General features: G+C 75.4%; 24 protein-coding genes and 1 pseudogene. 11 read left to right on the top strand and 14 right to left on the bottom strand.

Going from position 1 to position 25,534, the window contains the following annotated elements:
• Positions 1–976, bottom strand: a 976-nt coding sequence (locus ACIRS1_RS06175; RefSeq protein ID WP_402837741.1) for an RNA-guided endonuclease InsQ/TnpB family protein, incomplete at its 3' end; no start/stop codon positions are given.
• A gap of 701 nt (positions 977–1,677) precedes the next feature.
• On the opposite strand from ACIRS1_RS06175, the gene ACIRS1_RS06170 reads away from it, so the two are divergent.
• A complete protein-coding gene (locus ACIRS1_RS06170; RefSeq protein WP_402837239.1) occupies positions 1,678–2,199 on the top strand; it encodes a peptidylprolyl isomerase in 522 nt (173 codons plus the stop codon).
• 74 nt (positions 2,200–2,273) lie between these two features.
• On the opposite strand, the gene ACIRS1_RS06165 is transcribed toward ACIRS1_RS06170, so the two are convergent.
• Both ACIRS1_RS06165 and ACIRS1_RS06160 read right to left on the bottom strand, forming a co-directional pair.
• Positions 2,274–3,368 carry an RICIN domain-containing protein gene (locus ACIRS1_RS06165; protein ID WP_402837237.1) on the bottom strand — a complete coding sequence of 365 codons (1,095 nt, stop codon included), beginning with the start codon at positions 3,366–3,368 and terminating at the stop codon, positions 2,274–2,276.
• Positions 3,369–3,472: 104 nt separating this feature from the next.
• Positions 3,473–4,630 (bottom strand): alpha/beta hydrolase, encoded by a 1,158-nt coding sequence (locus ACIRS1_RS06160; RefSeq protein WP_402837235.1) that lies wholly within the window; start codon positions 4,628–4,630, stop codon positions 3,473–3,475.
• A gap of 230 nt (positions 4,631–4,860) precedes the next feature.
• On the opposite strand from ACIRS1_RS06160, the gene ACIRS1_RS06155 reads away from it, so the two are divergent.
• The gene (locus ACIRS1_RS06155; RefSeq protein WP_402837233.1) at positions 4,861–5,904 is read left to right on the top strand and encodes a hypothetical protein; all 1,044 of its coding nucleotides are present in this window, start codon (positions 4,861–4,863) and stop codon (positions 5,902–5,904) included.
• 112 nt (positions 5,905–6,016) lie between these two features.
• On the opposite strand, the gene ACIRS1_RS06150 is transcribed toward ACIRS1_RS06155, so the two are convergent.
• Positions 6,017–8,773 (bottom strand): M4 family metallopeptidase, encoded by a 2,757-nt coding sequence (locus tag ACIRS1_RS06150; RefSeq protein ID WP_402837231.1) that lies wholly within the window; start codon positions 8,771–8,773, stop codon positions 6,017–6,019.
• A gap of 242 nt (positions 8,774–9,015) precedes the next feature.
• On the opposite strand from ACIRS1_RS06150, the gene ACIRS1_RS06145 reads away from it, so the two are divergent.
• Positions 9,016–9,669 carry a class I SAM-dependent methyltransferase gene (locus tag ACIRS1_RS06145; protein ID WP_402837229.1) on the top strand — a complete coding sequence of 218 codons (654 nt, stop codon included), beginning with the start codon at positions 9,016–9,018 and terminating at the stop codon, positions 9,667–9,669.
• On the opposite strand, the gene ACIRS1_RS06140 is transcribed toward ACIRS1_RS06145, so the two are convergent.
• From ACIRS1_RS06140 to ACIRS1_RS06120, 5 genes and pseudogenes are all read right to left on the bottom strand, one after another.
• Complete coding sequence (locus tag ACIRS1_RS06140; RefSeq protein WP_402837227.1) at positions 9,648–10,448, bottom strand: helix-turn-helix domain-containing protein; 801 nt, start codon at positions 10,446–10,448, stop codon at positions 9,648–9,650. The two genes, ACIRS1_RS06145 and ACIRS1_RS06140, sit on opposite strands and share 22 nt — an antisense overlap.
• A 97-nt stretch (positions 10,449–10,545) precedes the next feature.
• Positions 10,546–11,210: pseudogene (locus ACIRS1_RS06135) on the bottom strand (nucleotidyl transferase AbiEii/AbiGii toxin family protein).
• Positions 11,207–11,557, bottom strand: a complete 351-nt coding sequence (locus ACIRS1_RS06130) for a transcriptional regulator (RefSeq protein WP_402837225.1) — start codon at positions 11,555–11,557, stop codon at positions 11,207–11,209. Before ACIRS1_RS06130 ends, ACIRS1_RS06135 begins: the two are co-directional and overlap by 4 nt.
• A gap of 54 nt (positions 11,558–11,611) precedes the next feature.
• A complete protein-coding gene (locus tag ACIRS1_RS06125; protein ID WP_402837223.1) occupies positions 11,612–12,274 on the bottom strand; it encodes a hypothetical protein in 663 nt (220 codons plus the stop codon).
• A gap of 197 nt (positions 12,275–12,471) precedes the next feature.
• A complete protein-coding gene (locus tag ACIRS1_RS06120) occupies positions 12,472–13,455 on the bottom strand; it encodes an aldo/keto reductase (protein WP_402837221.1) in 984 nt (327 codons plus the stop codon).
• Positions 13,456–13,601: 146 nt separating this feature from the next.
• Here ACIRS1_RS06120 and ACIRS1_RS06115 point away from each other — a divergent pair, with 146 nt between their 5' ends.
• From ACIRS1_RS06115 to ACIRS1_RS06085, 7 genes are all read left to right on the top strand, one after another.
• Entirely contained in the window at positions 13,602–14,516 is a 915-nt protein-coding gene (locus tag ACIRS1_RS06115) for an NAD-dependent protein deacetylase (protein ID WP_402837219.1), read from the top strand.
• Positions 14,517–14,674: 158 nt separating this feature from the next.
• Positions 14,675–15,154, top strand: coding sequence for an SRPBCC family protein (locus ACIRS1_RS06110; protein WP_402837217.1), 480 nt, complete (start codon positions 14,675–14,677; stop codon positions 15,152–15,154).
• Positions 15,155–15,400: 246 nt separating this feature from the next.
• Complete coding sequence (locus tag ACIRS1_RS06105; RefSeq protein WP_402837215.1) at positions 15,401–16,339, top strand: hypothetical protein; 939 nt, start codon at positions 15,401–15,403, stop codon at positions 16,337–16,339.
• Between the two features lie 64 nt (positions 16,340–16,403).
• Positions 16,404–17,339, top strand: a complete 936-nt coding sequence (locus tag ACIRS1_RS06100) for a hypothetical protein (RefSeq protein ID WP_402837213.1) — start codon at positions 16,404–16,406, stop codon at positions 17,337–17,339.
• Positions 17,336–18,217: a hypothetical protein gene (locus ACIRS1_RS06095; protein ID WP_402837211.1), complete on the top strand. Its 882-nt coding sequence runs from the start codon at positions 17,336–17,338 to the stop codon at positions 18,215–18,217. The genes ACIRS1_RS06100 and ACIRS1_RS06095 overlap by 4 nt, the downstream gene beginning before the upstream one ends.
• Positions 18,214–19,245 carry a hypothetical protein gene (locus tag ACIRS1_RS06090; RefSeq protein WP_402837209.1) on the top strand — a complete coding sequence of 344 codons (1,032 nt, stop codon included), beginning with the start codon at positions 18,214–18,216 and terminating at the stop codon, positions 19,243–19,245. Before ACIRS1_RS06095 ends, ACIRS1_RS06090 begins: the two co-directional genes overlap by 4 nt.
• Positions 19,246–19,691: 446 nt before the next feature.
• The gene (locus ACIRS1_RS06085; RefSeq protein ID WP_402837207.1) at positions 19,692–19,946 is read left to right on the top strand and encodes a hypothetical protein; all 255 of its coding nucleotides are present in this window, start codon (positions 19,692–19,694) and stop codon (positions 19,944–19,946) included.
• A gap of 154 nt (positions 19,947–20,100) precedes the next feature.
• On the opposite strand, the gene ACIRS1_RS06080 is transcribed toward ACIRS1_RS06085, so the two are convergent.
• Entirely contained in the window at positions 20,101–20,442 is a 342-nt protein-coding gene (locus ACIRS1_RS06080) for a hypothetical protein (protein WP_402837205.1), read from the bottom strand.
• A gap of 453 nt (positions 20,443–20,895) precedes the next feature.
• Positions 20,896–21,645, bottom strand: a complete 750-nt coding sequence (locus ACIRS1_RS06075; protein WP_402837204.1) for an SDR family oxidoreductase — start codon at positions 21,643–21,645, stop codon at positions 20,896–20,898.
• Between the two features lie 93 nt (positions 21,646–21,738).
• Here ACIRS1_RS06075 and ACIRS1_RS06070 point away from each other — a divergent pair, with 93 nt between their 5' ends.
• Positions 21,739–22,146, top strand: a complete 408-nt coding sequence (locus tag ACIRS1_RS06070; RefSeq protein WP_402837203.1) for a winged helix-turn-helix transcriptional regulator — start codon at positions 21,739–21,741, stop codon at positions 22,144–22,146.
• A gap of 139 nt (positions 22,147–22,285) precedes the next feature.
• Here the strand turns inward: ACIRS1_RS06070 and ACIRS1_RS06065 are convergent, their stop codons facing one another.
• The 3 genes from ACIRS1_RS06065 to ACIRS1_RS06055 are packed head-to-tail and all read right to left on the bottom strand — an operon-like array spanning position 22,286 to position 25,487.
• Positions 22,286–23,014 carry a hypothetical protein gene (locus ACIRS1_RS06065; protein WP_402837202.1) on the bottom strand — a complete coding sequence of 243 codons (729 nt, stop codon included), beginning with the start codon at positions 23,012–23,014 and terminating at the stop codon, positions 22,286–22,288.
• Entirely contained in the window at positions 23,011–24,405 is a 1,395-nt protein-coding gene (locus ACIRS1_RS06060) for a DUF58 domain-containing protein (RefSeq protein WP_402837201.1), read from the bottom strand. The genes ACIRS1_RS06065 and ACIRS1_RS06060 overlap by 4 nt, the downstream gene beginning before the upstream one ends.
• On the bottom strand, positions 24,402–25,487 hold the full coding sequence (locus ACIRS1_RS06055; RefSeq protein WP_402837200.1) for an AAA family ATPase: 1,086 nt from the start codon (positions 25,485–25,487) through the stop codon (positions 24,402–24,404). The genes ACIRS1_RS06060 and ACIRS1_RS06055 overlap by 4 nt, the downstream gene beginning before the upstream one ends.
• Between the last annotated feature and the right edge of the window lie 47 nt (positions 25,488–25,534).

Below are 25,534 nucleotides of genomic sequence, written 5' to 3'. Positions count from 1 at the left end.
CCCATCCGGCGTCCGAGATCGAACGGTTGAGGCCCGTCTTCGCCGCTGCCCCGTTGGGCAGGAAGGCGCCCGGCTGGTCGGGGTCGGGCTTCGGCTTGACCGTGCGGACCATGGTGGTGATCGACAGCTTCTCGTGCGCGATGAAGTCGTGCGCACGCACCAGGTGGAGGGCGGTCTTGTGTGCGTGGTCGAGTCGCCGGCGGCGGACCTTGCCGTGCAGCCTGGCGACCTTCTCCACAGCCCGGCGGTGGTTGGCGCTGCGCTTGTCTCTGGAGACGCGGGGGAAGCGGGCAAGGGCTTGCTGTGCGGCTTGGAGCTTCGCCGGATTGCTGCGTCCGTGGCGCGGATTGGATACGAACCCGCCGTCGGAGTCGGCGAGGAAGTTGGCTATGCCCATGTCGATGCCGACAGCGCTGCCGGTCGCGGGCAGCGGTTCTGGCCGGTCCTGTTCGGCGGTCAACACAACGAACCACCTGCGGCCTTCGCGCTTCACGCTGATCGTCTTGACCGTGCCGACCACGGCCCGGTGCCGGTGCACCTTGACGTGGCCGACGCCTTGCAGTCGCACACGGGTCATGGGGTCGTGCGGGGCGGAGTCCCAGCGGCAGCCGTCACCGTCCTTCGGGAACTCCACGGTGTTGAACCGGTTGCCTGCGCGAAAGCGCGGGTAGCCGGGTGTCTCACCGGCCTTGACCCGGCGGAAGAACGCCGCGAACGACTTGTCAAGACGGCGAAGCGTCGCCTGCTGAGAGCTGAACGACCAACGTCCCTGACGCTCCGGGTCGAGTGCGCGGATGGCCTTGAGCTGGGCGGACTGCATCCCATACGTAACGCTCGTCTTCGACATGTGCCGGTAGGCGTCGCGCCGTTCCTGCAAGGCCCCGTTGTAGAGCGAGCAGTGATCCTGCAGCATCTCGGCGAGAGCCTGTTCCTGGCCCACGGTGGGCCGCATGAGGAACTTGTACGCGCGGATCATCCGGCCCACCCCCCTCCAGGTCAACGCGATCACCATCCCACACCTGGCCTGCGTCACCACGCCGGAAGCCGAACACCGACATCCGCCGAAGACGCCACGTCGTCTACAACTCCGCGCCCACCTGGTCTTCGTCGCCAAGTACGGCCAGGACCTTCGACGACGGCATGCTGACCCGCTGCGAGGCCCGCCCTCGCGGCCCTGGACGGCGACGACGCGGCCGTCAACGCGTTCCTCAAGGCGGGCTGGGCCACCGCCCGCGCCGCCGACGAGGCCGCCGCGAACACCCCCGCCCCGCAGCCGACCCGGCCCGCCGAGCAGCAGCAGCCCGCGGCCCCCGCCGCCCGGCCCGCCGCGCTCACCACCACGACCGGCACCACGGCGGACACCGCGGCAGGCGCCACCGGCACGACCACGGCCGGCACGACGGCCGCCGCGGCCGAGGTCCGCCCCGGCCAGCTGGCCGCCACCGGCACCGAGGGCCTCGGCTGGGAGGCCGGCGGCGCCGCCGCGCTGGGCGCCGTGGGCGCGGCGCTCGTCGCCGTCTCCCGCCGCCGCCCCGCCGAGGACTGACACCCCGGCGCTCCTGCGACGCCCTGACGTCGGCTGACGTCGCCCGACGCCCCCGGCCGCCCGTGCGGCCGGGGGCGCGGCGTGTGCCAGGATGCCGACGACACCGATCACCCGAACCGAAGGAGTCCGCCATGGCCAAGGGCCTGTTCGCGACCCTGGACACCACGCTGGGCCCGATCCGGCTGGAGCTGCTGCAGTTCCACGCGCCCAAGACGGTCCGCAACTTCGTCGAACTCGCCGAGGGCACCCGCGAGTACACCGACCCGCGCACCGGCGAGCCGGGCAGCGGCCCGTACTACGACGGCACGTCCTTCCACCGCGTGATCGCCGGGTTCATGATCCAGGGCGGCGACCCCACCGGCACCGGCACCGGGGGCCCCGGCTACGCCTTCGCCGACGAGTTCCACCCCGAACTGCACTTCACCAAGCCCTACCTGCTCGCGATGGCCAACGCCGGCCCGGGCACCAACGGCTCCCAGTTCTTCATCACCGTGGGCACCCCCGCCCATCTCAACCGCCGCCACACCATCTTCGGCCAGGTCGCTGACGCCGCCTCCAAGGCCGTCGTCGACGCCATCGCCTCCACCCCCACCGCCGACGAGCGCCCCGTCGAGGACGTCGTCATCACCAAGGTCACCATCGAGCGTCTCTGATCCCGGGGCGGTCCGCGGCACGTCCCGGCCGCCGCCCGGCGGGGCCGGGCGGCGGCCGGGGTGGAGCTGGGGCGTCAGGCGCAGGTGGTGAAGGTGGGGCTGGTGTTCGCGATGTAGAGGGTGGCGCCGCCGCTGGGGTCGGAGGTGAGCGGGATGGTGATGGTGTCCTCGGCGCTCCACGGGATGCCGCGGGCGTCGAAGGTCCAGGTACCGGTGACCTTGCGGGCGAGTTCGGCCAGGGTGACCCAACCGTACTGCTGCGGCGGGACGTTGACGGTGACGCTGTTGTTGACGGTGGTCGAGCCCTGCCACACGTTGGTGTAGTTGACGCTGGTGGTGACCGCCGCCTTGAACACCTCCCCGGCCGTGCCGCCGATCTCCGATCCGATCTGGCCGCCGATGCTGCTGGACCAGCCGCTCATGCTGGTGACGGCGAAGTTCTGCTGGGCGGCGCTGCTGGTGTTGTTGAACCAGACGGAGGAGACGCAGATCCTGGGCAGCGGCGCGGCGGGGGCCTCGCTCTTCAGGGCCCAGGAGCAGGAGCCCGGGTCCTTCTGGCACTGCTTGGCGGCGTGGTCCAGGGCGAGGCTGCGGGCGGCCGCGGGGAAGCCGGTGGACCACTGCTGGTTGACGGTGCCGTTGCAGGTGTACTGGTCGGTCCAGGCGTCGTCGTACTGGGCGCCGAGCAGCAGGTCCAGGCAGGTGTTGTCGCCCTGGTGGCGGATCATGAACGCGTCGGCGGAGCCGGCGACGGGCTGCAGGAACCAGCGCTGGCTGGCCTGTCCGGCGCAGGTCTGCTGGCGCAGGGCGGGGGTGAAGAAGGCCAGGTCGATGCACTTGCCGGTGTCGTTGTTGACGATGGTGAAGGAGTAGTCGGACGGGTCGACGCTCAGCCGCCAGGACTGGTGGTAGCCGGGCGCGGAGTTGGTGACGACGTAGGCGCCGTCGCCGGTGTTGCCGTTCTGGACGTCGAGCTGGCGCCCGTTGCTCAGGGACTTGATGGTCAGGCACTGCTGGGGTGAGCTGCAGGCCGCGGCCGGGGCGGCGGCGGCCCGGGCGGTCGCGAACGGGGCGGCCGTCAGGCCCAGGGCGGCGCAGCAGGCCACCAGGAGGGCGGCGAGCAGGCGCAGCCGGGTGGCCGGGCGGCTCGGGGTCGCGGTGGAGGGCACGGGGGCGGGGTCCTTTCGTCGGGGTGCGTCCGGGGGTGTCGCCGGAGGCGGGGGAGAGGGTTGGAAGGTCGGTCGGTGGGCCTGCGGGTCTGCGTGCCTGCAGGTCAGGCGGCTGCGGCGAAGGCCGCCTCCAGGCGCGGGACGTAGTCCACGAGGTCCTGCGCCCAGCAGCCGGGGCTGTGGCCGCCGTTGCAGGCGGGGCCCCAGGCGGCGCCGTTGCCGTAGTCGACGTAGTGGTGGGGCAGCCGCAGGGCGTCCAGGCGGTCCTTGAGGCGCTTGGCGGTGCCCTCGGCCCAGAACTCCATGTCGCCGGCGTTGCCGTTGCCGTTGCCGGTGTAGACGGCGATGCCGGTGTCGGCGAGCAGGCCCAGCCGGGAGACCGGGTCGGCGGCGTTCCAGCGCCAGTCGGCGTTGAACACCGGGTAGGGGGAGCCGAAGACGGCGTCGCTGGACACGGTGGGGCCGAAGTCGAGGCCGCAGGGCCGGCCGTCGCTGGGGCCGCACAGCACGGTGCCGGCGTTGGTGAGGGTGGCGACCACGGCGCCGCGGATGATCATCTCGTCGACGGACAGGTCGTCGGCGCCGGACATGGTGAGGACCTGGCCGAACAGGTCGGGGCGGTCCTGGGCGTAGTGCAGGGCGCCGAAGCCGCCCATCGACAGGCCGCCGACGGCCCGGCTGCCGCGCCCGGTGAGGGTGCGCAGGTTGGCGTCGACGAACGGGACGACCTGGTTCAGGTGGAAGGTCTCCCAGTTCTGCGCCCCGGCGGCGGTGTTCTGGTCGAGCCAGTCGGTGTACCAGCCGCGCAGCCCGCCGTCCGGGATGACGGTGATCATCGACCTGGCTGCGGTGAGGGCCGGGTAGGCCAGGGCCGGGTCGCTCGGGTTGTCCGAGGCGCCGTGCAGGAAGTACAGGACGGGGTAGCGCCTGGTCGGCTCGGCCGCGTAGCCGGCGGGCAGCAGGATCCGGACGGTGTGCTGCCCGGCGACCTGGGGGGTGGTCACGGTGATCACGAAGTTGGTGGCGCTGCCGGTGGCGGTGCCGACCTGGGTGAGCCCGAAGCCGTCGTGCAGCGGCGGCGGGGCGTCGGGTGCGGCGAGGGCGGCGGGTGCGGCCGGCAGCAGCAGGAGCAGGCAGGCGGCCAGGGCGGTGAGCGCCGCACGGGCGCGCCGGTGCGGGCCGCCTCCGGCCGGGGTGCTGGAGGCGGTGGACTTCGGCCGGGTGCGTCCGGGCAGGGGGAACGGGGGCCGGGCAGGGGTCATGGGCCGTCCTTGGCTGGGGGGTGCTGCGCCGCGAGTGCCGCCGCTGCCGTTGCCGCCGCCGCTCCCGCAAATGTCTGGACGCCGACAACTCTGGCGAGATCGTCTCGCCGGACGCCAGAGCGCCCGGCGGCCCAGTTGGGCCACTGGCGCATGTGCGCCACCGGCGCGGGTAGCCTCCGGCGGTCCGTACGCTCCGCACACGACGAAACACGGGGGGTCTCGTGCACGACGTGCTCGATCCCGAATCCGAACGCGGCCGGGTCTACCGCTGCCTGGTCGGCCATCCGCAGGCGCGGGCCGCGGAACTGGCGGCCAGGGCGGGCCTGGAGGAGGGCGCCGTCCTGGCCGTGCTCAGGGGGCTCGCCGAGGAGGGCGTCGTGGTGGCCTTCGACCGCTCCGCCGCCGACCGATCCGCCGTCGCCGGCCACTCCGCCACCGCCGATGGCCACGACTCCGGCCGGGGGCGTGACGTCGGCAGGGACCACGACCACGGCTGGGAGGCGCTGCCGCCCGGCCGGATCGTCGAGGCGGTGCTGCAGAGCGACGCCCTGCGCCAGGCCACCGCCCGCCGGGCCGGCGCCGAACTGGAACGCCTCTACCGCTTCGCCCGGCGCGACGCCGGCACCTACGGCGCCTTGGAGGTGGTCGAGGACCGCGCCCAGGTGCTGGCGGCCAGCCGGCGGCTGCAACTGGCCGCCCGCCACCAGATACGGGTGATCGACGTGCCGCCGTACTCCGGCAGTACGGCCTTCTACCTCGACCAGGAGGTGCTGCAGCGCCAGCGGATGGCCGCCGGGGTGGCCTACCGCTCGATCTACCACGGCTGCGCCTTCGACGACCCGGTCGCCGGCCCCAACATGGCGCGCATGATCGAGGCGGGGGAGCAGGCCCGCACGCTGGACGATCCGCCGCTCAAACTGGCCCTGGGCGACGACGACCTCGCGATCGTCACGCTGCCCGCCGACGGGCGCCCGGGAGTGGTGTCCCTGCTGATCCGCCCCTCCGCCCTGCTGCGGGCGCTGGCCGCGGTGTTCGAGACGCTGTGGCGCCTGGCCGTCCCGGCCACGGTGGACGGCGTCGGCCTGCAGATCGACGACCGGGACCGCCGCATCCTCACCCTGATGGCCAGCGGCGCCACCGACGACGCCATCGCCCGCCGGCTGGGCCTGGGCCGGCGCACGGTGGTGCGCCGGGTCTCCGCGCTGCTGGCCCAGCTGGGCGCCACCACCCGCTTCCAGGCGGGCGTGCAGGCGGCCCGGCGCGGCTGGCTGTGAGCCGGTCCGCACCGGGCCGTCCTGCCCCGCCCCGGGGCCGGGCGGGCAGGGTTTCAGATGGTCGGCAGATGCTCGGTAGGCGGTCGGTGGCCGGCCGACAGGTGAGCGGTGGTCAGCAGGTGACCGCCGGGCGGTCGCGGACCACCAGGTCGGGGCCGCCGCCGGTGGCGTCCAGCCAGACCACCCGGGTGCCCTGGTCGGCCGCGGGCTGGTCCTGGTCGCCGCGGTCGCAGGAGACGCGCTGCGGGGCGCCGCCGGCGAGCGGGACCTGCCACAGCTTGGGCAGCGCGGCGTTGGTCCAGCCGCCGGCCGGGGCGGGGCCCAGCAGCGAGTGCGGGACGACCCGGTAGGTGACGGCCTGGTCGGAGGCGGTGATGAGGGAGCCGCGCGTGGGGGCGTTCGGCGTGTCACCGGACAGCACCTCGCTGGTGCCCGAGCCGTCCAGGGCGCCGGAGCGGATCGAGCCGTGCGCACCGGCGTCCCCGAGCGGGATGTCCACCCACAGCAGCCGCCCGCCGGCCAGCCGGGTGCCGTAGGCCTCGCTCGGCCGGGCGCCGGCGCCGGAGTGCGCGGTGTACTGCGCGGTGACCCGGCCGGCGGCGATCGAGTAGACGGTCGGCGCGGTGACCTGCTGCTCACCCTCGTGCCAGGACTCCGTCCAGCCGAGGAGGCCGTCCCGCAGGGTCAGGTCCGACGCGCTGTGGCCCTCGGGCAGCGGGATCTCGACGGCCGGGGCCCCGTCGCGGGACAGCCGGACGCCGGTGCGCCCGGCGTCGCGCACCAGGAAGGCGACGTCGCGGCCGGAGACCTGCACCCCGCCGGGCTGCTGGGTGGCCGAGTGGAACAGGCTGCGCACCGGGCCGGCGCCGGTCAGCGGTGCGGTCAGCACCTCCTGGCCCCAGCCCCGGGCGTCGGTGCCGACCGCGATCCAGACGGCGCCGGCGCCGTCGGTGGCGGCGTAGCTGTGGTAGCGGCCGTCGTCCGGGCTGAGCCGGACGGGGGCGGTGCGGCCGGTGGTCGGGCCGGTGTACAGGGCGTTCCGGTCGGTCCGGCCGGAGATGGGGCCCATCGCCACCCAGTGCCCGTCGGCGGCGGCGGGCAGGCTCATCGAGCCGGAGACGTCGGGCAGCAGCGTGCGGCTGTCCGTGCCGATCCGGTGCTGCCAGCCGGCCTTGATCCCGTGCGCGTCGAACGCGGCGGCCACGGTGCGCAGTTGGGCGCGGCTGAGGCCGAGCGAGCGGCCGGCGGCGAGCACCGCGTCACGTCCGTCGACGAAGTCGTCGAGCGGGGTGAGGTAGTCGGCGAGCGCCCGGTAGACGACCCGGTCGGCGGTGAGCGGGTCGAGGGTGCGCCGGATGTCCCACAGGGCGCCGGCGAAGACGGGGGAGTTGAGGTGCACCCCGCCGTTGTCGAGCGCGCCCGTGGCGCCGAGGTAGTCGGCGACGGTGGTGCGGTGGTCGTCCAGGTGGCGGTCCGCGCAGGCCTGCGGGGTGCCGGTGCGGCACTTGTCCTCGCCGAGCAGCGCCGCCTTCGGGTCGTTCATGGACAGGCCGCGGGCGGTCACCTCGATGGCGTTGCCGAAGTAGTCGGCGAGGGCCTCGTCCATCGCGCCGGACTGGCCGAGGTAGGTCAGGTTGGCGGTGTGCGCGACGACGCCGTGGGTCATCTCGTGCCCGGTGACGTCGAGCGCCGCCGAGAACGGGAAGTACGCCCCGCCGCCCGAGCCGTAGACCATCTTGGTCCCGTCCCAGTAGGCGTTGGCGTACGGCTTGCCGCCGCTGGTCACGTTGACCACGGAGACGATCGGGCCGCCCTTGCCGTCCAGGCCGTCGCGGCCCAGCCGGTCGCGGTAGAAGTCGTACACGGTGCCGGCGCCCAGGTGGGCGTCGGTGGCCCCGCTGGTGCCGGTGGCGGCCGGGAAGTCCGGGCCGGGGGAGGCCACCGGGACGGCGTCGGCGGGCAGGGGGCCCACGAAGTCGTCCGCGTCCCGCCCGGCCGCGTCGTAGGTGGTGATGACGGAGTGCCGGGTGAGGTCGGTGAGCCGGTAGCCGCCGTCCGGCAGGCGGACCGCGTTCACCTTGACGGCGTTGCCGTGGACGTCCGGGGTGGTGCCCGTGGCGGGCTGCGGGTCGCCGCCGGGGGAGGGGGCGGCGTCCCCGGTGGGGGAGGCTCCGGCGGGGGAGGGGGTGCGGGCGTCGTAGGCGAGGGCGACCACCCCGGCGACGGCGTCCACGTACACCTCGCGGGCCGCCCGGTCGCCGCTGGCCGGGTCGGTGGTGCGCACGGTGAAGTGCCGGGCCAGCCGGCCGGCGCCGCCGGGCAGCACGACCGCCCCCCGGTCCTCGGCGGTGGCGCCCGCCCGGGCCCGCGCGTCCTGCACCGCGCCGAGCGCCAGCTCCCGCAGGGCGGCGTCCGGGACGGTGGCGGTGGTCGGGGCGCTCAGGCCGGTGAAGTACTTCCCGCCGACCGACTCGACCCGCTGCGCGGCGCCCTCGCCGGTCAGGTGCACCAGGTACTGCGCGCCGAACACCGGTATCCCGCCGTGGCGCTGCTCGAACCTGACGGTGCGCCGGCCGTCCGCGTCGCGCTCGGAGCCGGCCTCCACCAGCTCCCCGGGGTCGACCCGGTAGCGGTCGGGGTGGGCCGCCAGGTGGGCGCGGGCGGCGTCGGCCGGGGCGCCGGCGGCCGGCTCGGACAGGCCGGTGACCAGCTGCGGGGCGGCGGTGTCCTGACCGGCCACCAGGGCGGGCACCGGATCGGGGGAGGCGTCGGCGGGCAGCGCCAGGGCGGGCGGCGCGGCCAGCGCCAGCACCACGGCGGCGGCGGTGGCGGCGCCGAACGCGTGCGGCGTGCGGGTACGGCGGAGCACGGGCGGTCCTCTCGCGGGGTCGGAAGCGGAAGGCGGCGGCACACCGCTGCGGCGGCCCCGCCGATGTCCACGATAGGACACTCTCCGTCATATGTCGATTGACTGCTTATGGTTGGGGGTGGCGGACGGCGGACGGCGGACGGCGGACGGCGGCCGGCGCAACCCCGGAATCCCCCAACCCGCCCCGCAGCACGAGCGATTCGTACAAGACGCCACCCCCGCACCCACCCGACACTGCCCGCATGACCCAGCCCGCCTACACCCCCGCCGCCGGCCGCCTCGCCCCCCTGCGCCTCTACGACCCGATCGTCTCCCTCACCCGCGAACGGCTCTGGCGCAGCCTCCTCGCCATGCACATCGCCCCGCGCCCCGACGACGTCATCGTCGACGTCGGCTGCGGCACCGGCTCCCTGGCCGCCCTCCTCGCCCGCGTCGAACCGCAGGCCCGCGTCATCGGCGTCGACCCCGACCCCGCAGCCCTCGACCTCGCCCGCCGCAAGGCCGCCGCCGTAGGCGCCGCACCGACCTGGCACACCGGCATGGGCGACGACCTCGCCGACATCGTCGGCCCCGCAACGGCCGACACCGCCGTCTCCAGCCTCGTCCTCCACCAGTGCCCCGTCCCGATGAAACGGGCCGTCCTCGCCGCCATGCACACCGTGCTGCGCCCCGGCGGCAAGCTGGTCCTCGCCGACTACGGCCGCCAGCGCACCACGGCCATGCGCCTGGCCTTCCGCATCGTCCAACTCGCCGACGGCAAGGAGGACACCCAGCCCAACGCCGACGGCATCCTGCCCCGCCTGATCGCCGACGCGGGCTTCCGGGGCGTGCGCGAGGCCGAGACCGTCCCGACCGTCACCGGCTCGCTCTCCGTCTACGTCGCCCGCCGCGCCTGACCTGCCGGGCGCACCCGCCGCACCCGACGCGGCGCCGGAACGGCCGCGCCCCGCGCCCCCGTTCCGGCGCCCGCACCCGGCCCGCGCAGCGCCGGCAGCACCTCCGACGGCGTCAACCCCGTCATCTCCCGCATCCGGCGCCCGAAATGCGCCTGATCCGCGAAACCGCCCGCCAGCGCGGCCTCCGCCAGCGTCCCGCCCCCACCCAGCACCCCGACCGCCCGCGCCAGCCGCCGCCAGATCCGCCACCGCGCCAGCGGCAGCCCCAACTGCCGCTGCGCCAGGGCCCGCAGACGCTGCGGCGACAACCCGACCAGGGCGGCCAGCCCCGACAGCGGCACCCGGTCGTCCGCCAGCGCCTGCATCGCCGCCCACAGCCGCGGATCCACCTCGGCCGACGGCAGCGCCCCGGCCGCCCGCAGATCGGCCTCCGTCAGCCCCCGCCACCGCGGCGCCACCGTCACACCCGCCCCGGACCCCGCCCGCAGCCGGTCCGCGAACGCGCAGTGCGGATCCACGAAGAACGCCAGCACCGACCGGGACGGCGCCATCCGGTGCCGCACCATCGGCGCCACCACCACCGCGTCCCCCCGGTGCCGCACCCCGGCCCCGTCCGTCACGCTCACCGGGCCCCCGCCCACCGCCACGGCCACCTGGAACGCGGCGTGCCGGTGGAACACACTGTCCGCCAACGGCCCCCGGTACACCGCGTACCCGTCCCCCACCACCAACTCCGGCCCCACCCCGATCTCCACCCCCAGGATGCTGTCAGACCCCACCCCCACCCCTACGGCGGCGACAGCAGGCCCAGGTCGCGGACGCGGGCGGCCAGGTTGGCGGAGAGGCCCCCGTCAGGTCTCCTCGCGTACGACCGGTTCACCGGTCCTCGACGTCGCCCTCGGCGGCCAGGCGCTGGTCCAGATCGTCCACCCACTGCTGCGCCCAGAGCCGCAGGTCGGCGATCGCGTCGTCGTCAAGGTCGTAGGCGGCGAATTCGGCGTCGTCGATCCAGTCCGCGCCGGCCAAACGGTCGCGAAGCTCGGCGAGGTCGAAGGCGTCGCGGGCGTGGCGGCGGCCGAGGTCCTCCAGGTCGCGGTGACTGAACCAGCGGGCGGCGGCCTGGACGTCGATCAGGTCACGTGCGTAGCCGCGGTCGGCGAGGGCGCGCATCTTGGTGCCGACGACGTCGTCGACGTGCAGGACGGGGCCGAACTCCAGCTGGACGGCGGGCTTCCAGAGGTGTTCCTTGAGGACATCGACCTCGCAGCTCTCGCCGGTGGCCGGGTCGGTGACGACCAGACGGCCGGACAGGGGGACGACCTCGACCTCGTGCACCCGCGGTCGACCAAGCCGTCGGTGAGCGCTGCGGCGATCTCCTGCATCCCGGCAGGGTGCTCGGTGGCGACGTCGAGGTCCTGGCTGATCCGGTCGGCCATCCCGTGGGCCTGGACGGCGTAGCCGCCGGTCAGCACGAGCCGGTACGGGGTGCCGACGGCGAGGACGTCGGCCAGCAGGCGGCGGTGGAGCGGGGGCAGCCTCATGCGGCGGTGGCCCGGGCCGCCGCCACTGCAAGGTCGGCGAAGGCGCCCTCCCACACCGCGCGGACGGTCGGGCCGATCAGGGTCCTCAGCACGGGCCACTGCTGCACCAGCAGACCGGCGTCCAGGAAGTGGACGAGGTCCTCGTGCATGCCCTCGTTCAGCACGATCCGGTACAGCCCCATCCGCTGCCGCGGCTGTGCCAGGTCGAAGGTGCGAAGGCCCGACCACGCGAGGTGCAACGGAAGGTCGACCCTGCCGGTCGCCGGGCCCTCCAGTTCCTCGAGGGATTCCGGGAGCCGGGCGGCCAGCTGCCCGGAACGGCTGTCGGCGGAAGCAGGCGACGTCATACCCGCGATTATCCCCGGCCCGTCGGTCACCCGGCTCCGGGACGTATCAGCCGCCTACGGCGGCGACAGCAGGCCCAGGTCGCGGACGCGGGCGGCCAGGTTGGCGGCGAAGGCGAGGGTGCCGAGGAGGCCGGCCAGGGTCAGGACGACCCAGAACGGGATCGCCAGCAGGCCCGGCTTCTCGGTGATCATCCGGTCGCCGTCGACCCAGACCCGGGTGCGGTGGCCGTCCGGGAGGAGCTCGTGGGTCGGCCGCCGTTCGCTGGACTCCCGGTCGTCGACGCTCCAGTGGTACGTGCAGCCGTACACGTCGTGGCCCTGCCCCTGGTCGTCCAGCTCCCGGCCGGTGGTGCGGCAGTCGGTCACGGTGGCCGCCACCACGCGCGGCTCGTGCAGCCGCAGCCCGATCGCGTGGGTGGCCTGGGCGGCCGCGAACACGGTGCCCAGGGCCACCGCCAGCAGCAGCACCACCCCCACGACGGAGGCCGCGTAGTCGGCCGCCGTGACCCGGCGGCCCAGCGGCACCGAGGCGGCGACGCCCGCCAGCAGGGCCACGCCGCAGACCACCAGCCACCCCCGCCGGTCGCCCGGCGCGTCCTGCGACTCCGCCCACACCACCGGCGCGGCCGCCACCCCCAGCACCGTCACGGCCGCCACCACCCCCGCCGCGCACAGCCGCTGGAACGCGCTCCAGCGGCCGGAAGCCTCCCGCCCCACCCCCGACCCCTCCCCCCTGCGGACCCCTCTCCCGTCCTCTTCCCGCCCACCGGCGCCGACCCACCCCGCGACCGGTTTCCGCTCCCGACCGGTGACCGATCCGCGACATCGTCACACCCACGGACCACCCGACGGCCCACCCGCCCCGCGTCCACCCCGCGCCCGCCGGGCGGCCCGGCGGGCGCGGGGCGGCCCGATCACCAGCGGTCGTGCACCTGCGCCCGGATCCGCCGGTCGTACAGCCCCCGCACGGCCTCCAGCACGTCCTGCGGCAGCGGCGCCAGCTCGGCCGCCGCCGCGTTCGCCCCCGCCTGCGCCACGTTGCGGGCCCCGGGGATCACCGAGGTGACGCCCGGCTGCTGGACGACCCAGCGCAGCGCCGTCTGCGCCGGGCTCGCCCCCTCGGGCGCCAGCGCCGCGAAGTCGGCCGCCGCGGCCACACCCGTCGCGAAGTCCACCCCGGAGAAGGTCTCGCCCTGGTCGAAGGACTTGCCGTGACGGTTGTAGGTGCGGTGGTCGTCCGGGGCGAACACCGTCCGCTCGGTGTAGCGGCCCGACAGCAGCCCCGACGCCAGCGGCACCCGCGCCAGGATCCCCACCCCCGCCGCCGCGGCCGCCGGCAGCACCTCCTCCAGCGGCTTGAGCCGGAACGCGTTCAGGATGATCTGCACGCTCGCCACCCCCGGACGGGCGATCGCGGTCAGCGCCTCCGCACAGGTCTCCACGCTGACCCCGTACGCGGCGATCCGCTCCTCGGCGACCAGCGTGTCCAGGGCGTCGAACACCTCGTCCGAGGAGTAGACCGGCGTCGGCGGGCAGTGCAGCTGCACCAGGTCCAGCCGCTCGACCCCCAGATTGACCCGCGAACGGTCCGCCCAGTCCCGGAAGTTCGCCAGCCGGTAGTGCTCCGGCCGCTGCTCCACCCGGCGCCCGAACTTGGTGGCGACGAACACCCCCGCGTCCGGCCGCTCCCGCAGGTAGCGGCCGATCAGGCGCTCGCTGCGCCCGTCGCCGTAGACGTCGGCGGTGTCGAAGAGGGTGACCCCGGCCGCCACCGAGGCGTCCAGCACGGCGAGGGCGTCCTCCTCCCGCACCTCGCCCCAGTCGGCCCCCAGCTGCCAGGTGCCCAGACCCACCACCGACACACTCCGGCCCGTCCGGCCCAGTACGCGCTGCTCCATGCGCCCGAGCCTCTCACGCCCCGCGACCCGCCGCCCCCGCGCGGACCGGCACCCCGGCCGGGGGCCCGGCCGGGGCTCCGAGCAGGCCCCCGACAGGCCCCCGAGCAGGCCCCCGAACGCCGTGGCGGCGCACTACGCTCGACAGCATGGGCACGCCCGGCACCCCCGACACCGACCACGCCGACCGGACCGGCCACGCCGGCCGGGCAGAGCAGGAAGACCGCGCCGACGGGCCCGGCCTGGAGGCCCTGGTGCGGCTGCTGGCCGACCGCGGCGCGGTGGTCCTGAGCGGGGCCGGCCTGTCCACCGAGTCGGGCATCCCCGACTACCGGGGCGCCACCGGCCGCCGCCGCACCGCCACCCCGATGACGTACCAGGAGTTCACCGCAGGCGAGGCCGCCCGCCGCCGCTACTGGGCCCGCAGCCACACCGGCTGGCCGGCCATCGCCCGGGCCCGGCCCAACGCCGGCCACCACGCCGTGGAGCACCTGCGCCGCACCGGCCGCGTCACGGCGGTCATCACCCAGAACGTCGACGGCCTGCACCGCGCCGCCGGCACCGGCGCGGCCGTCGAACTGCACGGCCGGCTCGACCGGGTCGTCTGCCTCGACTGCCGGCACACCACCGCCAGGGCGGAGCTCGACCAGCGCCTGGAGGAGCTGAACGCGGGCTTCCGCACCGCCGGGGCCGTGCTGCGCCCGGACGGCGACGCCCACCTGCCGCAGGAGGCGGTGGACGCCTTCCAGGTGGCGCCGTGCCGGGTGTGCGGGGGAGTCCTCAAACCCGACGTGGTCTTCTTCGGCGAGAGCGTCCCGGCGCCCCGGGTCGAGCAGTGCTACGAACTGGTCGGCGCCGCAAGCTCGTTGATCGTCCTCGGCTCCTCGCTCAGCGTCCTGTCGGGGCTGCGCTTCGTGCGCCACGCCGCCCGGGAGCGGATCCCCGTCGCCATCGTCAACCAGGGCGCCACCCGCGCCGACGAGCTCGCCGCCGTGCGCCTCGACCGGCCGCTGGGCCCCACCCTGACTGCGGCCGCCGGCCTCCTGGACGCCACCGCACCCTGACGGGCACCCGCCCCGCAGCCCCGCCGACCCGGCACCGGTCACCGGCCGACCCGCCCGCCCGCCCCCGATGTCACGTTCCCGCCCCCCGTCCGGTCCTCACGGTGACGAGGGGCGCGGCCGCCTGCCGCGCCGACGGACCGGAGGAAGGGAAAGCCACCGTGGAGACCGTGACCGTGGAGACCGTGACCGTGCGACGGGTCATCGAGGCACCGATCACCGAGGTGTTCGACTGGTGCGCCACCACCACCCACTACACCCGCTCCCCGTACGTGCTGCGGGCCCGGCTGGCCCGGCCCGGCGCGGGCGCGCCCTACGGGGTGGGCGCGGTGCGGCGGCACACCTGGCTGATCGGCTGGTTCGAGGAGCGGATCACCGCCTACCGCGCACCGCACGCCTTCGACTACACCGTCGACCGCAGCTTCCCGCCGGCCCGGCACGACTCCGGCCGGATGACCTTCCAGGAGGTCCCCGGCGGCACCCTGGTGATCTGGACGACGGGCTTCGCGCTGCCCGTCCCCGTCCTCGGCCCGGTGCTCGCCCGGCGGGTCGCCGGGCCCGTCATCGGCCACGTCTTCCGGGGCATCCTCGACGCCGCGGCCGCGGACCTGGAGACCGGCCGGACCCGCCCGCCCCGCTGAGGAACCGCTGCTGGGAACCGCCGGGGGGAGCCGCCCCGGCGGGCGCCCATTGCGGTTGGATCACGGCGTGTCCGATTCATCGGTCATTGGGGGGGAGTGCGGCGATTCATTTTGTTGGCAGTGTTGTCAACGAACTCTCATAATTCCTGCTGAGCCGCGTGACGGGCGGTCCGGAGAGCCTCGGCAGGGGGAGTGGCTCTCGCGAGGGCCCGCACGCGCCATTCCACTTTTCCCCGGGGGAGTTCCTTGTCCGCGCCCGAAAACGAAAGCGCCGCCGCCGAGCCGTCGGTTCCGGCCCCGTCGGCCGCACCGGCTCAGCCGGCCCCGTCGGCCGCACCGGTCGTTCCCGTCGAGCCGCCGGCCGCCGGGGCCGAGCCGCCGGCCGCAGCCGAGCCGCTGCCCGCGGTCGCGCCCGCGCCCGCGCCCGCCCGCCGCCTGCCGCGCGCCGTCGGCGTCGCGCTCGCCACCGCCGGCCTGCTCGCCGTTACGGCGACCAGCGCCGCGGTGACCGTCGCCGTCGGCAAGCCGGACGCCCGCCCGGCCGCTGCCGCGCCGCCCGCCACGGCCGCCGCCACGGCGAGCGCCTCGCCGACCGCGAGCGCGAGCCCGACGCCCTCCGCGGTGCCGGTCCCGGTGCCGACCGCCGTCCCGACCACGCCCAAGCCGGCCAGCACCGTCAAGGGCACCGTCAGCGGCGGCAAGCACGAGGGCGACCTGCGCTACTTCCTGCTCCCCATCCCCGACGGCGGCGAGTCCTACGGGCCCGCGGACGGGATGACCATGACCAACGACGACGTCGCGGACCTGTTCGGCAAGCAGGACGGCATCATGGACATCCTCGGCTCGTACGGGTACAAGGAGGGCGCCTCCCGGATGTACCGCACGGCCGACGGCAAGGCCGAGGTGACGGTCACCCTGCTGCGCTTCAGCTCCACCGCGATGGCCACCGAGTTCGTCAAGGGATACACCGTCAAGTCGCAGGACCCGATCGACATCGACGGCGACCCGAACGCCCACGGCTACGTCAAGAAGCCCAGGCAGCAGGCGTTCACCGGCTCGATGACCGGCATCTCCAGCCAGGGCGACGTCCAGTACACGATCGACGTCGAGGTCAAGGGAACGCCCGACAAGGGGCTGCTGAACACTCTGATGAAGCGCCAGCGCGAGTGGCTCGCCGGCGGCTGAGCCCGCGCCGCCGCCCGTCCACCCCTGACGCCACCCCCTTCTTTCCCTCCTCTGGAGCCACCTCGTGACCACCGAACCCGCGGAGCCGTCGCCCGGCGCCGCGCCCGCACCGGCCGCGCCCGCCGCACCGCCGGCCGCGCCGCCCACGCCCGCAGCGTCGCCCTGGGCCGCCCCGTCCGCCGAGACGCCCGCCGCCGCCCCGACGGCCGCACCCGCCGCACCGCCGGCCGGGCCCCCCGCGCCGCCCGCATCGCCCTGGGCCGGGCCGCCGCTCGCCCCCGACTTCGCGGCGCCCGCCCCCGAGCAGGCGCCCCGCGCCCCGCGCCGCCCCCGCCCCGTCCTGCTGACGGTGTGCGGCCTGGTGCTGGGCACCCTGGCCGGCGGCGGCGTCGGCTACGCCGTGCAGGCGCAGCGCCCGCCCACGCCGCTGCCGCCGCTGCAGGTCGCCCGCCCGTCCTACCCGGCCGCCGTGGTCGACCCGACCGCCTTCGCCGCCGAGCAGCCCCGGCCGCTGGCCATCGACGGTGACCTGCTGAAGCTGCTGATGAGCGCCCCGCAGGGCAGCGGCCCCTGGGGCGACTACCCGGACAAGCCGTCCTGGGTGTCGGTCGGCGAACTCGCCGAGCGCGCCGGCAACTCCGTGCGCGAGTTCAAGGACCTCAACTCGCGCGGCTTCCGGCGCGCGGCCGAGGTCGACTGGAAGAAGGACGACGTCAAGTACCGGGTCTCGCTGATCCAGTACGCGCCGGAGAACGCGAGCGAGGCGAAGCTCCGCGCCTCCCTCTCCCACCTCCTGTCGTTCGCCGACGGCGCCAACGGCGGTTACAAGGTGGAGGACCAGCCCAGCCGCTGGGCCGAGACCACCGACCAGTACTACTACGGCGTCGCCGTCGCCCAGCGCGGCACGGTGCTGATGTCGGTCGAGGTCTTCGGCACCAAGCCGGTGAACCCCGACGTCGTGAAGGACCTCGCCAAGCAGCAGTGGGAGCGACTGGCATGACCGAGAACACCGTGACCGGGGCCGAGCACCCCGTGCAGGCCCCGGCCGCCGCGCCCGCCGTCGAGCCCGCGGCCGAGCAGCACCCGGCCGCCGTTGAGCAGGCCGGTGCCGCCGAGCAGCACCCGGCCGCCGCCCGCCCCGCCTCCCGCCGCCTGCTGCGCGCGGGCGCCGCGACCGCCGCGGCGGCCCTGGCCGGCGTGGCCATCGGCATCGGCATCATCAAGACCCAGTACGACGACCCGGCCCCGGCCGTCGCCGCCGGGCCGTCCGCCGCGCCCGCCGCCCCCAGCCCCACCGCGACCCCGTTCGGCGCCAAGTCCAACGGCAACCACTTCGGTTCGCTGCGCGACCTGCTGCTGCCCGTCCCGGCCGGCTACGAGCTGGGACCCGACCAGGGCGGCTACGGCAACGACACCGAGCTCGGCGCCGAGCAGCTCTCCGACGAGCTGGACGCCGAACTCCAGCAGATCCCCAAGGACAAGCGCGACAAGCTCCGCTCCTACTGGGACGGCCTGCACGTCAAGGCCACCGGCGTGCGCACCTACCGCACCAGCGGCGACGACCTGGTCATCGGCCTGAAGCTGCGCCAGTTCAACCAGCAGGAGGTGCAGAAGCTCAACGAGTACACCGCGGTCTTCACCGGCGACACCGGCCTGTTCCGGATCGGCCCGGAGGTCCCGGGACACCCCGAGGCGCACTGCTACCTGATGCCGGCCCCGCCGTCCGCGCCGATCGACTACCTGGAGTGCTCGGCCGCCGAGGGCGACCTCCTGGTGGTGATGAACGCCGAGGGCGTGGCACCGCTGCCCAAGGACAAGATCGTCGCCCTCTTCACGATGCAGCTCGACCGTCTCGCCAGCCCGGGAGCGTCCGCATGACCGACCACGCCACCCCGCCGCAGCCGTCGCCCCAGCCGCCGTCCGAGCTGCCCCCGCCCCCGGCCCTCGCACCCCTCGGCACCTCCGAGGTCATCGGCACCGCCCCGCAGGCCCCCGCGGCCCCCGAGACGCCCGAGGAGCGCGAGGCCCGCCTCGCCCGGCGCACCCGCCGTCGCCGGGCCGCGCTGCGCTGGAGCACCGCCACCCTGGTGTTCGCCCTCGCCGGCACCGGCGCCGCCCTGGCCGTCACCGCCCCGGAGCGCACCGACATCCCCGGCCTGGCCACCGCCAGCGACGGCCGCTACACCTTCCCGCCGCTGGCGCTGCCGCCCCTGCCCGCCGGCAAGAGCGCCCCGGACCCGAAGGGCAAGGGCCTGCACCAGGCGGACCTGCGCCACCTGCTGCTGCCCACCCCCAAGGAGGCCGGCGGCCCGCTGACCGCCCCGACCTTCCCCGCCCCGAGCGCGCCGCCCTCCGCCGGCCCGTCCGCGAGCGCCTCCGCCGGTGCCTCCGCCTCAGCCCCGGCGAGCGCGTCGGCGAGCGCGACGGCGTCCCCCGCCCCCTCCGCGACGGGCCCGGCGCCCGCCGACTGGGTGCCCTGCGACGCCGTCCTCGCCGAGCAGCAGAACCCCGCCGCGCTGGGCGCCCTGCTGGTGCAGGACGCCTGCCGCGCGGCCACCGTCCGCGAGTGGACGGCCTCGGACGGCACCCGCACCCAGATCCGGCTGCTGCGCTTCGGCTCCTCCGCCGAGTCCTGGGACGTCTTCTCCTCGCTGCGTTCGGACAGCCTGCCCAAGGCCCTGCCCGGCGTGCGGGTCGCCGCCCGCGAGGGCTGGGACGCCGTCCCGGGCATCGACCTGTCGACGAAGGAGACCTCGGTGAACGGCGCCAAGGGCACCCCGACCGCCCGCCTCGCCTACCTCTCCGCCTCCGACGTCCTGGCCGTCATCACCATGACCAACCCGGACGGCGTGCCCGCGGCGGCCTTCCGCCAGGTCGTCACCCTGCAGTCCGACCTGCTCGCCTGAGCCGCCGTCCGGCCATCTCCGGGCCGGACATCCGGGCCGGCCACCCCGCCGAGCCGACCACCCCGCGGTGGCCGGCTCGGCGGGGTGGCCGGCCCGTCGTCGGTGCGGGGTGCCACGATGCCGGGGCCGACGGCCGTGACCCGACGAAAGGCGGTGCGGTTCCGCCGTGTCCGAGCCCTACTCCGCGATGGCCCGCCTCCGCCTCTCAGCTGGCCGGTGAGCGCCTCGGCGAGGGCATCGCGCTTCTTGACCAGGCTCCCGCGGGCCAGGTCGGCCAGTGCGCGAGGGCTGCGCTCGCCGCCGATCAGGGCCTCCGGCATCACCCGTGCGGAGACTCCGAAGAAGAAGGGCTTCCAGTAGTTGCCGGTGGCCTCCATGACCTCACCCTCAAGACCGTCAACCTGCCCAGGGTCAAGGGCTTCGTCCTGCAACCCAGGAGGTGGGTCGTGGAGGGGTCCATTTCGTGGCTGATGCGGGCCCGCAGAAACCGCCGCGACTACGAACGAACCACCTCCCACGCCGAGGCCCACCTCACCTGGACCTCCATCGCCCTGATGACCCGCCGCCTCACCCGCCCCGTCCCCGGCACCTGGCGCGAACCCCGGCCTCCGCCCTTCGCCCCACCACCGTTCAGGCTTCGGCTGCAGCCCTTCACCATCCGCCTGGCAGCCTCGCCCCGCCAAGCCGTGGGTGACCGTTGAACCCGGTCGCGGCCGGCCGGGTCGGTCCCGTCGCCGCCGAGCCCCGCCGGCCGCGCAAGCGGAACGCCCGGCCGGGGAAGCCCCGGCCGGGCGTTCTGGCCGAACCGTCGTGGTCCGGGCGAGCGTGTGGCCCCGGGGCTCGCTGGATCCGGTGTCAGGAGAAGACGACGGAACGGACCTTCAGGCGCACACCGAGGATCTTGCCGGGGTTCATGACGTAGTAGACGTCGCCCTCGCAGTTGAAGTCCAGGAACACGGTGGCGGTCGAGAGGGTGAGGTTCCTGGGCGAATGGCCCGGCTCCTCGTCCGTGGCGCCGGGCAGGTTGAGACACTCCTCGCTCGGCGGGTCGGTCAGGCCGTAGGGAAGGCCCGGGCCGACCTTGTACAGGAACTCGCCGGTGGCGGCGCTGGCGGAGGTGGGGACGGTGAACAGGAGGGCTCCGGCGCTGACGGCGGCGACCGTGGCGATGCGAAGGCGCTTGGCAGAACGACGCATGGCTGAACCTTTCAGGAAGGACCGGGGGATCGGCCCACGGTCACGGTAAGTCGCCGGTCCATCACGGAACCAGATGTCCGACAGTAATCCATTCGGGTGGTTTCGGGCGGCCGTTGCAACGTTCCGCTGCACCCGTCGAGAGCTCCGTCACCGCCGAAGGGCGCCACGCGCCGCCGGAGGTGACGCGGCCACGGCCACCCGCGTGCCTTCTTGCGTCACGGAAACCGTCTCCAGCCGCAACCGCACACTCCAAGGACGGTCACTCCATCGGAGTACCAGCTCCTCCCGCCCTGCCCGGCCGGGCTACCGGCATCCACCCGGCCCACGTCCGATCCGGACCTCCGGGGCCGTGCCGCCCGCAACGCCCGACAACTTGTGACTACCTGTGACCGAGCCTGAATCCCACACCCGCCCGCCTGTAGGGCCGGTGCCGGTGACCGGACGGGCGGGGCGTCAGCGCAGGCCGCCGGAGGCGAGGATGACGTCCCCGGTGATCCAGCGCGCGTCCTCGGACGCCAGGAAGGCCACCAGCGGGCCGTAGTCGTCCGGGGTGCCCGTGCGGCCCAGCGGGGTGTCGGCGATCGCCTGCGCCTCCTGGGCGGAGCCGGGGAATCCCATGGCCCGGGTGCCCTCGGTGTCCGACGGCCCGGGCATGATCGCGTTGACCCGGATGCCGCGCGGGCCCAGCTCCTTGGCCGCCACGACGGTGAACGCGTTGACGGCGCTCTTGGACGCGACGTAGAGCGAGGCGTACGGCGGGTGGGTGAGGGTGCCGGCCGTCGAGACGTTGATGATCGACGCGGCGTCGACGTCGTCCTGCGCGGCCAGGGCCTGCGTGGTGAGGATGGTGCCCAGCAGGTTCGTGGTCAGCTCGCGCTGGAACTCCTCCTCGGTGATGGCCGACAGCGGGGCGAAGGCGGCCACGGCCGCGTTGTTCACGAGCACGTCGACCGGCCCGTACTCCTCGCGCGCACGGTCGAACAGGTCGCGCACGTCGCCGCCGCGGGCCACGTCCGCCCGGACCGCGATCGCCCGGCCGCCCCCGGCGGTGATGTCCGCGACGACCCGCTCGGCGCCCGTCGCGTCCTCCCGGTAGTTCACCACGACGGCGGCGCCGGTCCGGGCCAGCGTCTTGGCGATCCCCGCGCCGAGACCCTTCGACGCTCCCGTGACGATCGCCGTACGGGCGTTGTTGCTGCTCACAGTGACTCCTCGAACGTTGGTGCCTGCGGAAGTCACCGTAGGAAAGCTGGTTACTGCAGGGAAGTACCTACTTTTTTGTAAGCTCATGAGGTGATGGAAACTCAGCACGTCGCGACGGCCGCCCGACTCCTGGCCCACGACACCTTCGACAACAAGTGCGCGCTCAGGCCGATCATGGACCAGACGACGAGCCGCTGGGCGACACTGATCATCTCGGCCCTCGTCACCGGCCCGCACCGCTTCGCGCAGCTGCACCAACGCGTCGGCGGCATCAGCCAGAAGATGCTGTCGCAGAACCTCAAGGCCCTGGTCCGGGCCGGGCTCGTCGACCGCGAGGTCGCGCCCACCGTCCCTCCCCAGGTCACCTACGCCCTGACGGAACTCGGCGTCGGCCTGGCCGGGCCGCTGACCGAACTCATCCAGTGGTTCGGCCGGCACGGGGACGAGCTCCTCGCCGCCCAGGAGCACTACGACCGGCAGCAGGCGTCGCCGACCGCGTGACGGGCCGCTCCCGGAACCGCCGGAACGCCTCCCGGGCCGGCCAGTGCGGTCGCGGGCCGGCGGGGAAGCCGCCCCGGTGACCGTCCGTCACCCGGGTGACGGTGCGCCACCGCCGTCCGGCCGCCGGGCCGCCGGTGCGTCATGGTCCCGTCGGGGTGTCCGGGGCCTGGTCCGGTGTGCGGTCGGGGCGCAGGGCCGCGGCCACGCCGCAGGCCGCCGCGGCCAGGCCCAGCAGGGCGAGGGGCCGGGACCACTCGCCCGCCGCGGTGGGGGCGAAGGCCACCGGCAGGACCAGCAGGGCGGCGCCGACGGCGGCCGCCGCGGCGAAGGGGCGGACGGTGCGGCGCCGGGGGCCGAGCGCGTCGAGCAGCAGCAGGTAGCCGGTGAGCAGGACGGTCACCGCGAGCGCCCGCCACAGCGGCGGCTCGCCGAGGGCGGCGAACAGGACGGCCGCGGTGGGCAGGAGGGTGGTGCGGGCGGCCGTCAGGCGCGCGGGCCAGGTCACCGGGTGGGCGGCCGCTCCCTCCGGGGCGGGCACGGCCGCCCAGAGCGCGCCGACGGCGACGGCCGCGACGCCGATCGGCCCGAACCGGGCGGTCAGCGTGCCCTCCCCGGTGCTGGCGGCGGCGAGGGCGAGGGCGGTGCCGGTGCCGCGCAGCGCGGCGGACTCGAGCCGCGGGGCCCAGGCGGCCCGGTCGGTCCACCCGCTCCACCCGGTGGACGGGCCGGTGCGGGGGCGGGGGGCCGGTGCGGCCACCGTGCGCCGCACCGGCGGCTTCGGGGCCCGCCCGCCCGCCGGGCCGTGCACCGGCCTGCCGACGGGCCGGCCGGTGGGCCTGCTGCTGGGCCTGCTGGTGGGCTCGTTCACCGGGCCGCTCCCGTGATCCGGCGGCGCAGCAGCGGCGCGAGGGCGAGGTCCAGCGTCCGGCCCGGGGTGTGGCGCACCACCGGGATGCCGCGGCCGCGCAGGGTGGCGCGCATCGCCTCGCGTTCGGCGTGCCACAGGCGCAGCGCGAGGGCGTCGGTCTCGTCGTCGGGGTGCGTCGCCGGTTCGCCGACCGGGATCTCCACCACGACGAGCGGGTTGCCGCGTTCGCGGACCTGGCCGAGGACGTCGAGGATGCGCTGGTCGGCGAGCGGGGTGAAGGCGTAGACGAGGGCGTGGGCGGGCAGGGCCGCGAGCGGCAGGGGCGGGAGGGTGCCGTGCCGGGGGCGGTCCTGACGGACCTCCAGCACGCTCTCGACCATCCGGTAGAACTGCCGGTCCCCGCCGGCGGCGGTGAGCCGGCGCAGCTGTCCGCCGACGGCGACCAGGCCGATGCGGTCGTGGCGGCGCAGGTAGGCGCGGGTCAGGCCGGTGGCGGCGCGCAGGGTCTCGTCGAGGCTGCGCAGCCCGGTGGTGGCGTCGTGGAAGTCGGCGAGGGTGTCCAGCAGGACGACGGCGTCGGCGGCGCGTTCGGCGGCGAACTGGTTGATCTGGACGGCGTCGCGGCGGGTGGTGGACGGCCAGTGGATGCGCCGCTGCCGCTCGCCGGGCACGTGGGGGCGCACGCCGACGACCTCGACGCCGGCGCCCTCGTGCGCGGTGGTGTGCTCGCCGATCCGCTCGGGCAGGCGCACCGGGATCGGGGTCAGGTGGGCGGCGCCGGGGACGGGGAAGACGTCGACGGTGCCGAGGTCGGTGCGCAGGGTGCGGCGGGTCAGGCCGCCGGCGTCGGGCACGTCGAGGTCGAGGACGCCCAGGTGGCGCCGGCCCCAGCTGTCGGCGCGCAGGACCAGGTCGACGCCGGTGGTGGTGACGGTCAGGGCGTCCAGGGACAGGCCGGGGCCCAGGGCCACGACGGGTTCCAGCGCGCCGATCCGCCCGTCGTGGTGGACGGCGACCCGCACGGTGACGGGCTCGCCCTCGAAGCAGCGCGCCGGCCGGGTGGTGCTCTCGGCGGACAGCCGGGTGGGGCGGCTGCGCCCGGGGGCGGCGAGGGCGAGCAGGACGGCGGGTGCGGCGGCCAGGGCGAGCAGCCAGGCGTGGCCGGTGGCCAGGGCGGCGAGGGCCGCGGCGGTGGCGACGGTGAGCAGGCGCAGGGTCTGCTCGCCGGCGCGCCAGTGCGGCGGGGGCGGGCTGTCGGGCAGGCCGGCGGCGTGGGCCCGGGCGCTGCGGGCGGCGGCCAGCGCCTGGGCGCGCAGGGTGGCGCGGTCCGGGGCGGGGGCGGCTGTGGCGGGCGTTGCGGAGGCGGGGCTCCCGGGGCGGTCCGGGTTCACGGGGTGACCGCGCGGGGCAGGGTCTGCGGTGCCGGGACGGAGCCGACCAGGCGCGCCACCACGTCGTCCGCCTCGATCTGGCGCACCCACAGTTCCGGCTTGAGCGTGATGCGGTGGGCCAGGGCGGGGACGGCGAGCGCCTTGACGTCCTCCGGGGTGAGGTAGTCGCGGCCCTCCAGCATGGCGCGGGCGCGGGCCAGTTGGATCAGCGCGAGGCCGCCGCGGGGCGAGGCGCCGACCTGGATCTGCTGGTCCTTGCGGGTGGCGTCGACGAGGGCGATCACGTACTCGACCAGGTCGTCGTCGACCTCGACCCGCTCCACCGCGGCCCGCATGGCGAGGAGTTCGGCCGGTCCGACGACGGTCTCCAGCACCGGTTCGGGGGCCGCCCGGTCGATCCTGGCGCGCAGCATCGCCGCCTCGGTGGCGGGGGAGAGGTAGCCCATCCGCACGCGCAGCAGGAAGCGGTCGAGCTGGGCCTCGGGCAGGGCGTAGGTGCCCTCGTACTCGATCGGGTTGGCGGTGGCGATGACCAGGAACGGGTCCGGCAGGCGGCGGGTGACGCCGTCGACGGAGACCTGGCCCTCGGCCATCGCCTCCAGCAGGGCGGCCTGGGTCTTGGGCGGGGTCCGGTTGATCTCGTCGGCGAGCAGCAGCCGGGTGAACAGCGGGCCGGGCCGGAACACCATCTCGCCGGTGCCGCGCTCGTAGAACGGGGCGCCGGTGACGTCCGAGGGCAGCAGGTCGGGGGTGAACTGGATCCGGCGGAAGTCGAGGCCGAGGGCGGTCGCGAAGGAGCGGGCCAGCAGGGTCTTGCCGAGTCCGGGCAGGTCCTCGATCAGGACGTGCCCGCCGGCCAGGGCGCCGAGCATGACCAGGCGCAGCGCCTCGGGCTTGCCGACGACGGCCCGTTCGATCTCCGCGACGACGGCGCGGGCGAGCTCCCCGGCCTTCTGCGGGGTGAGCACGGGGGCGGCCCCCGGGGCGGCTTCGGGGGCGGCTCCGGGGTCGGTTTCCCGGTGACCGGGACCGGCGGGGGCGGTGGCTGCGGTGGTGTCGGCAGGGCTGGACGGGGCGGGCATGGCTCTCCTGCGGAAACGATGCGGTGGGTGGTGGGCCCGGGGCCGGG

It is taken from the genome of Kitasatospora sp. NPDC101176 (assembly GCF_044768035.1).
Taxonomy (GTDB): Bacteria; Actinomycetota; Actinomycetes; order Streptomycetales; family Streptomycetaceae; genus Kitasatospora.
This window is presented reverse-complemented; position numbering and strand designations above follow the sequence as displayed.

What these genes read in the sequence shown, in the direction of transcription:
- ACIRS1_RS06170 (WP_402837239.1), top strand. Translation starts at nt 1,678, where the DNA reads ATGGCCAAGGGCCTGTTCGCGACCCTGGACACCACGCTGGGCCCGATC.
- ACIRS1_RS06160 (WP_402837235.1), bottom strand. Translation starts at nt 4,630, where the DNA reads ATGACCCCTGCCCGGCCCCCGTTCCCCCTGCCCGGACGCACCCGGCCG.
- ACIRS1_RS06145 (WP_402837229.1), top strand. Translation starts at nt 9,016, where the DNA reads ATGACCCAGCCCGCCTACACCCCCGCCGCCGGCCGCCTCGCCCCCCTG.
- ACIRS1_RS06130 (WP_402837225.1), bottom strand. Translation starts at nt 11,557, where the DNA reads ATGACGTCGCCTGCTTCCGCCGACAGCCGTTCCGGGCAGCTGGCCGCC.
- ACIRS1_RS06120 (WP_402837221.1), bottom strand. Translation starts at nt 13,455, where the DNA reads ATGGAGCAGCGCGTACTGGGCCGGACGGGCCGGAGTGTGTCGGTGGTG.
- ACIRS1_RS06115 (WP_402837219.1), top strand. Translation starts at nt 13,602, where the DNA reads ATGGGCACGCCCGGCACCCCCGACACCGACCACGCCGACCGGACCGGC.
- ACIRS1_RS06095 (WP_402837211.1), top strand. Translation starts at nt 17,336, where the DNA reads ATGACCGAGAACACCGTGACCGGGGCCGAGCACCCCGTGCAGGCCCCG.
- ACIRS1_RS06090 (WP_402837209.1), top strand. Translation starts at nt 18,214, where the DNA reads ATGACCGACCACGCCACCCCGCCGCAGCCGTCGCCCCAGCCGCCGTCC.
- ACIRS1_RS06080 (WP_402837205.1), bottom strand. Translation starts at nt 20,442, where the DNA reads ATGCGTCGTTCTGCCAAGCGCCTTCGCATCGCCACGGTCGCCGCCGTC.
- ACIRS1_RS06070 (WP_402837203.1), top strand. Translation starts at nt 21,739, where the DNA reads ATGGAAACTCAGCACGTCGCGACGGCCGCCCGACTCCTGGCCCACGAC.
- ACIRS1_RS06055 (WP_402837200.1), bottom strand. Translation starts at nt 25,487, where the DNA reads ATGCCCGCCCCGTCCAGCCCTGCCGACACCACCGCAGCCACCGCCCCC.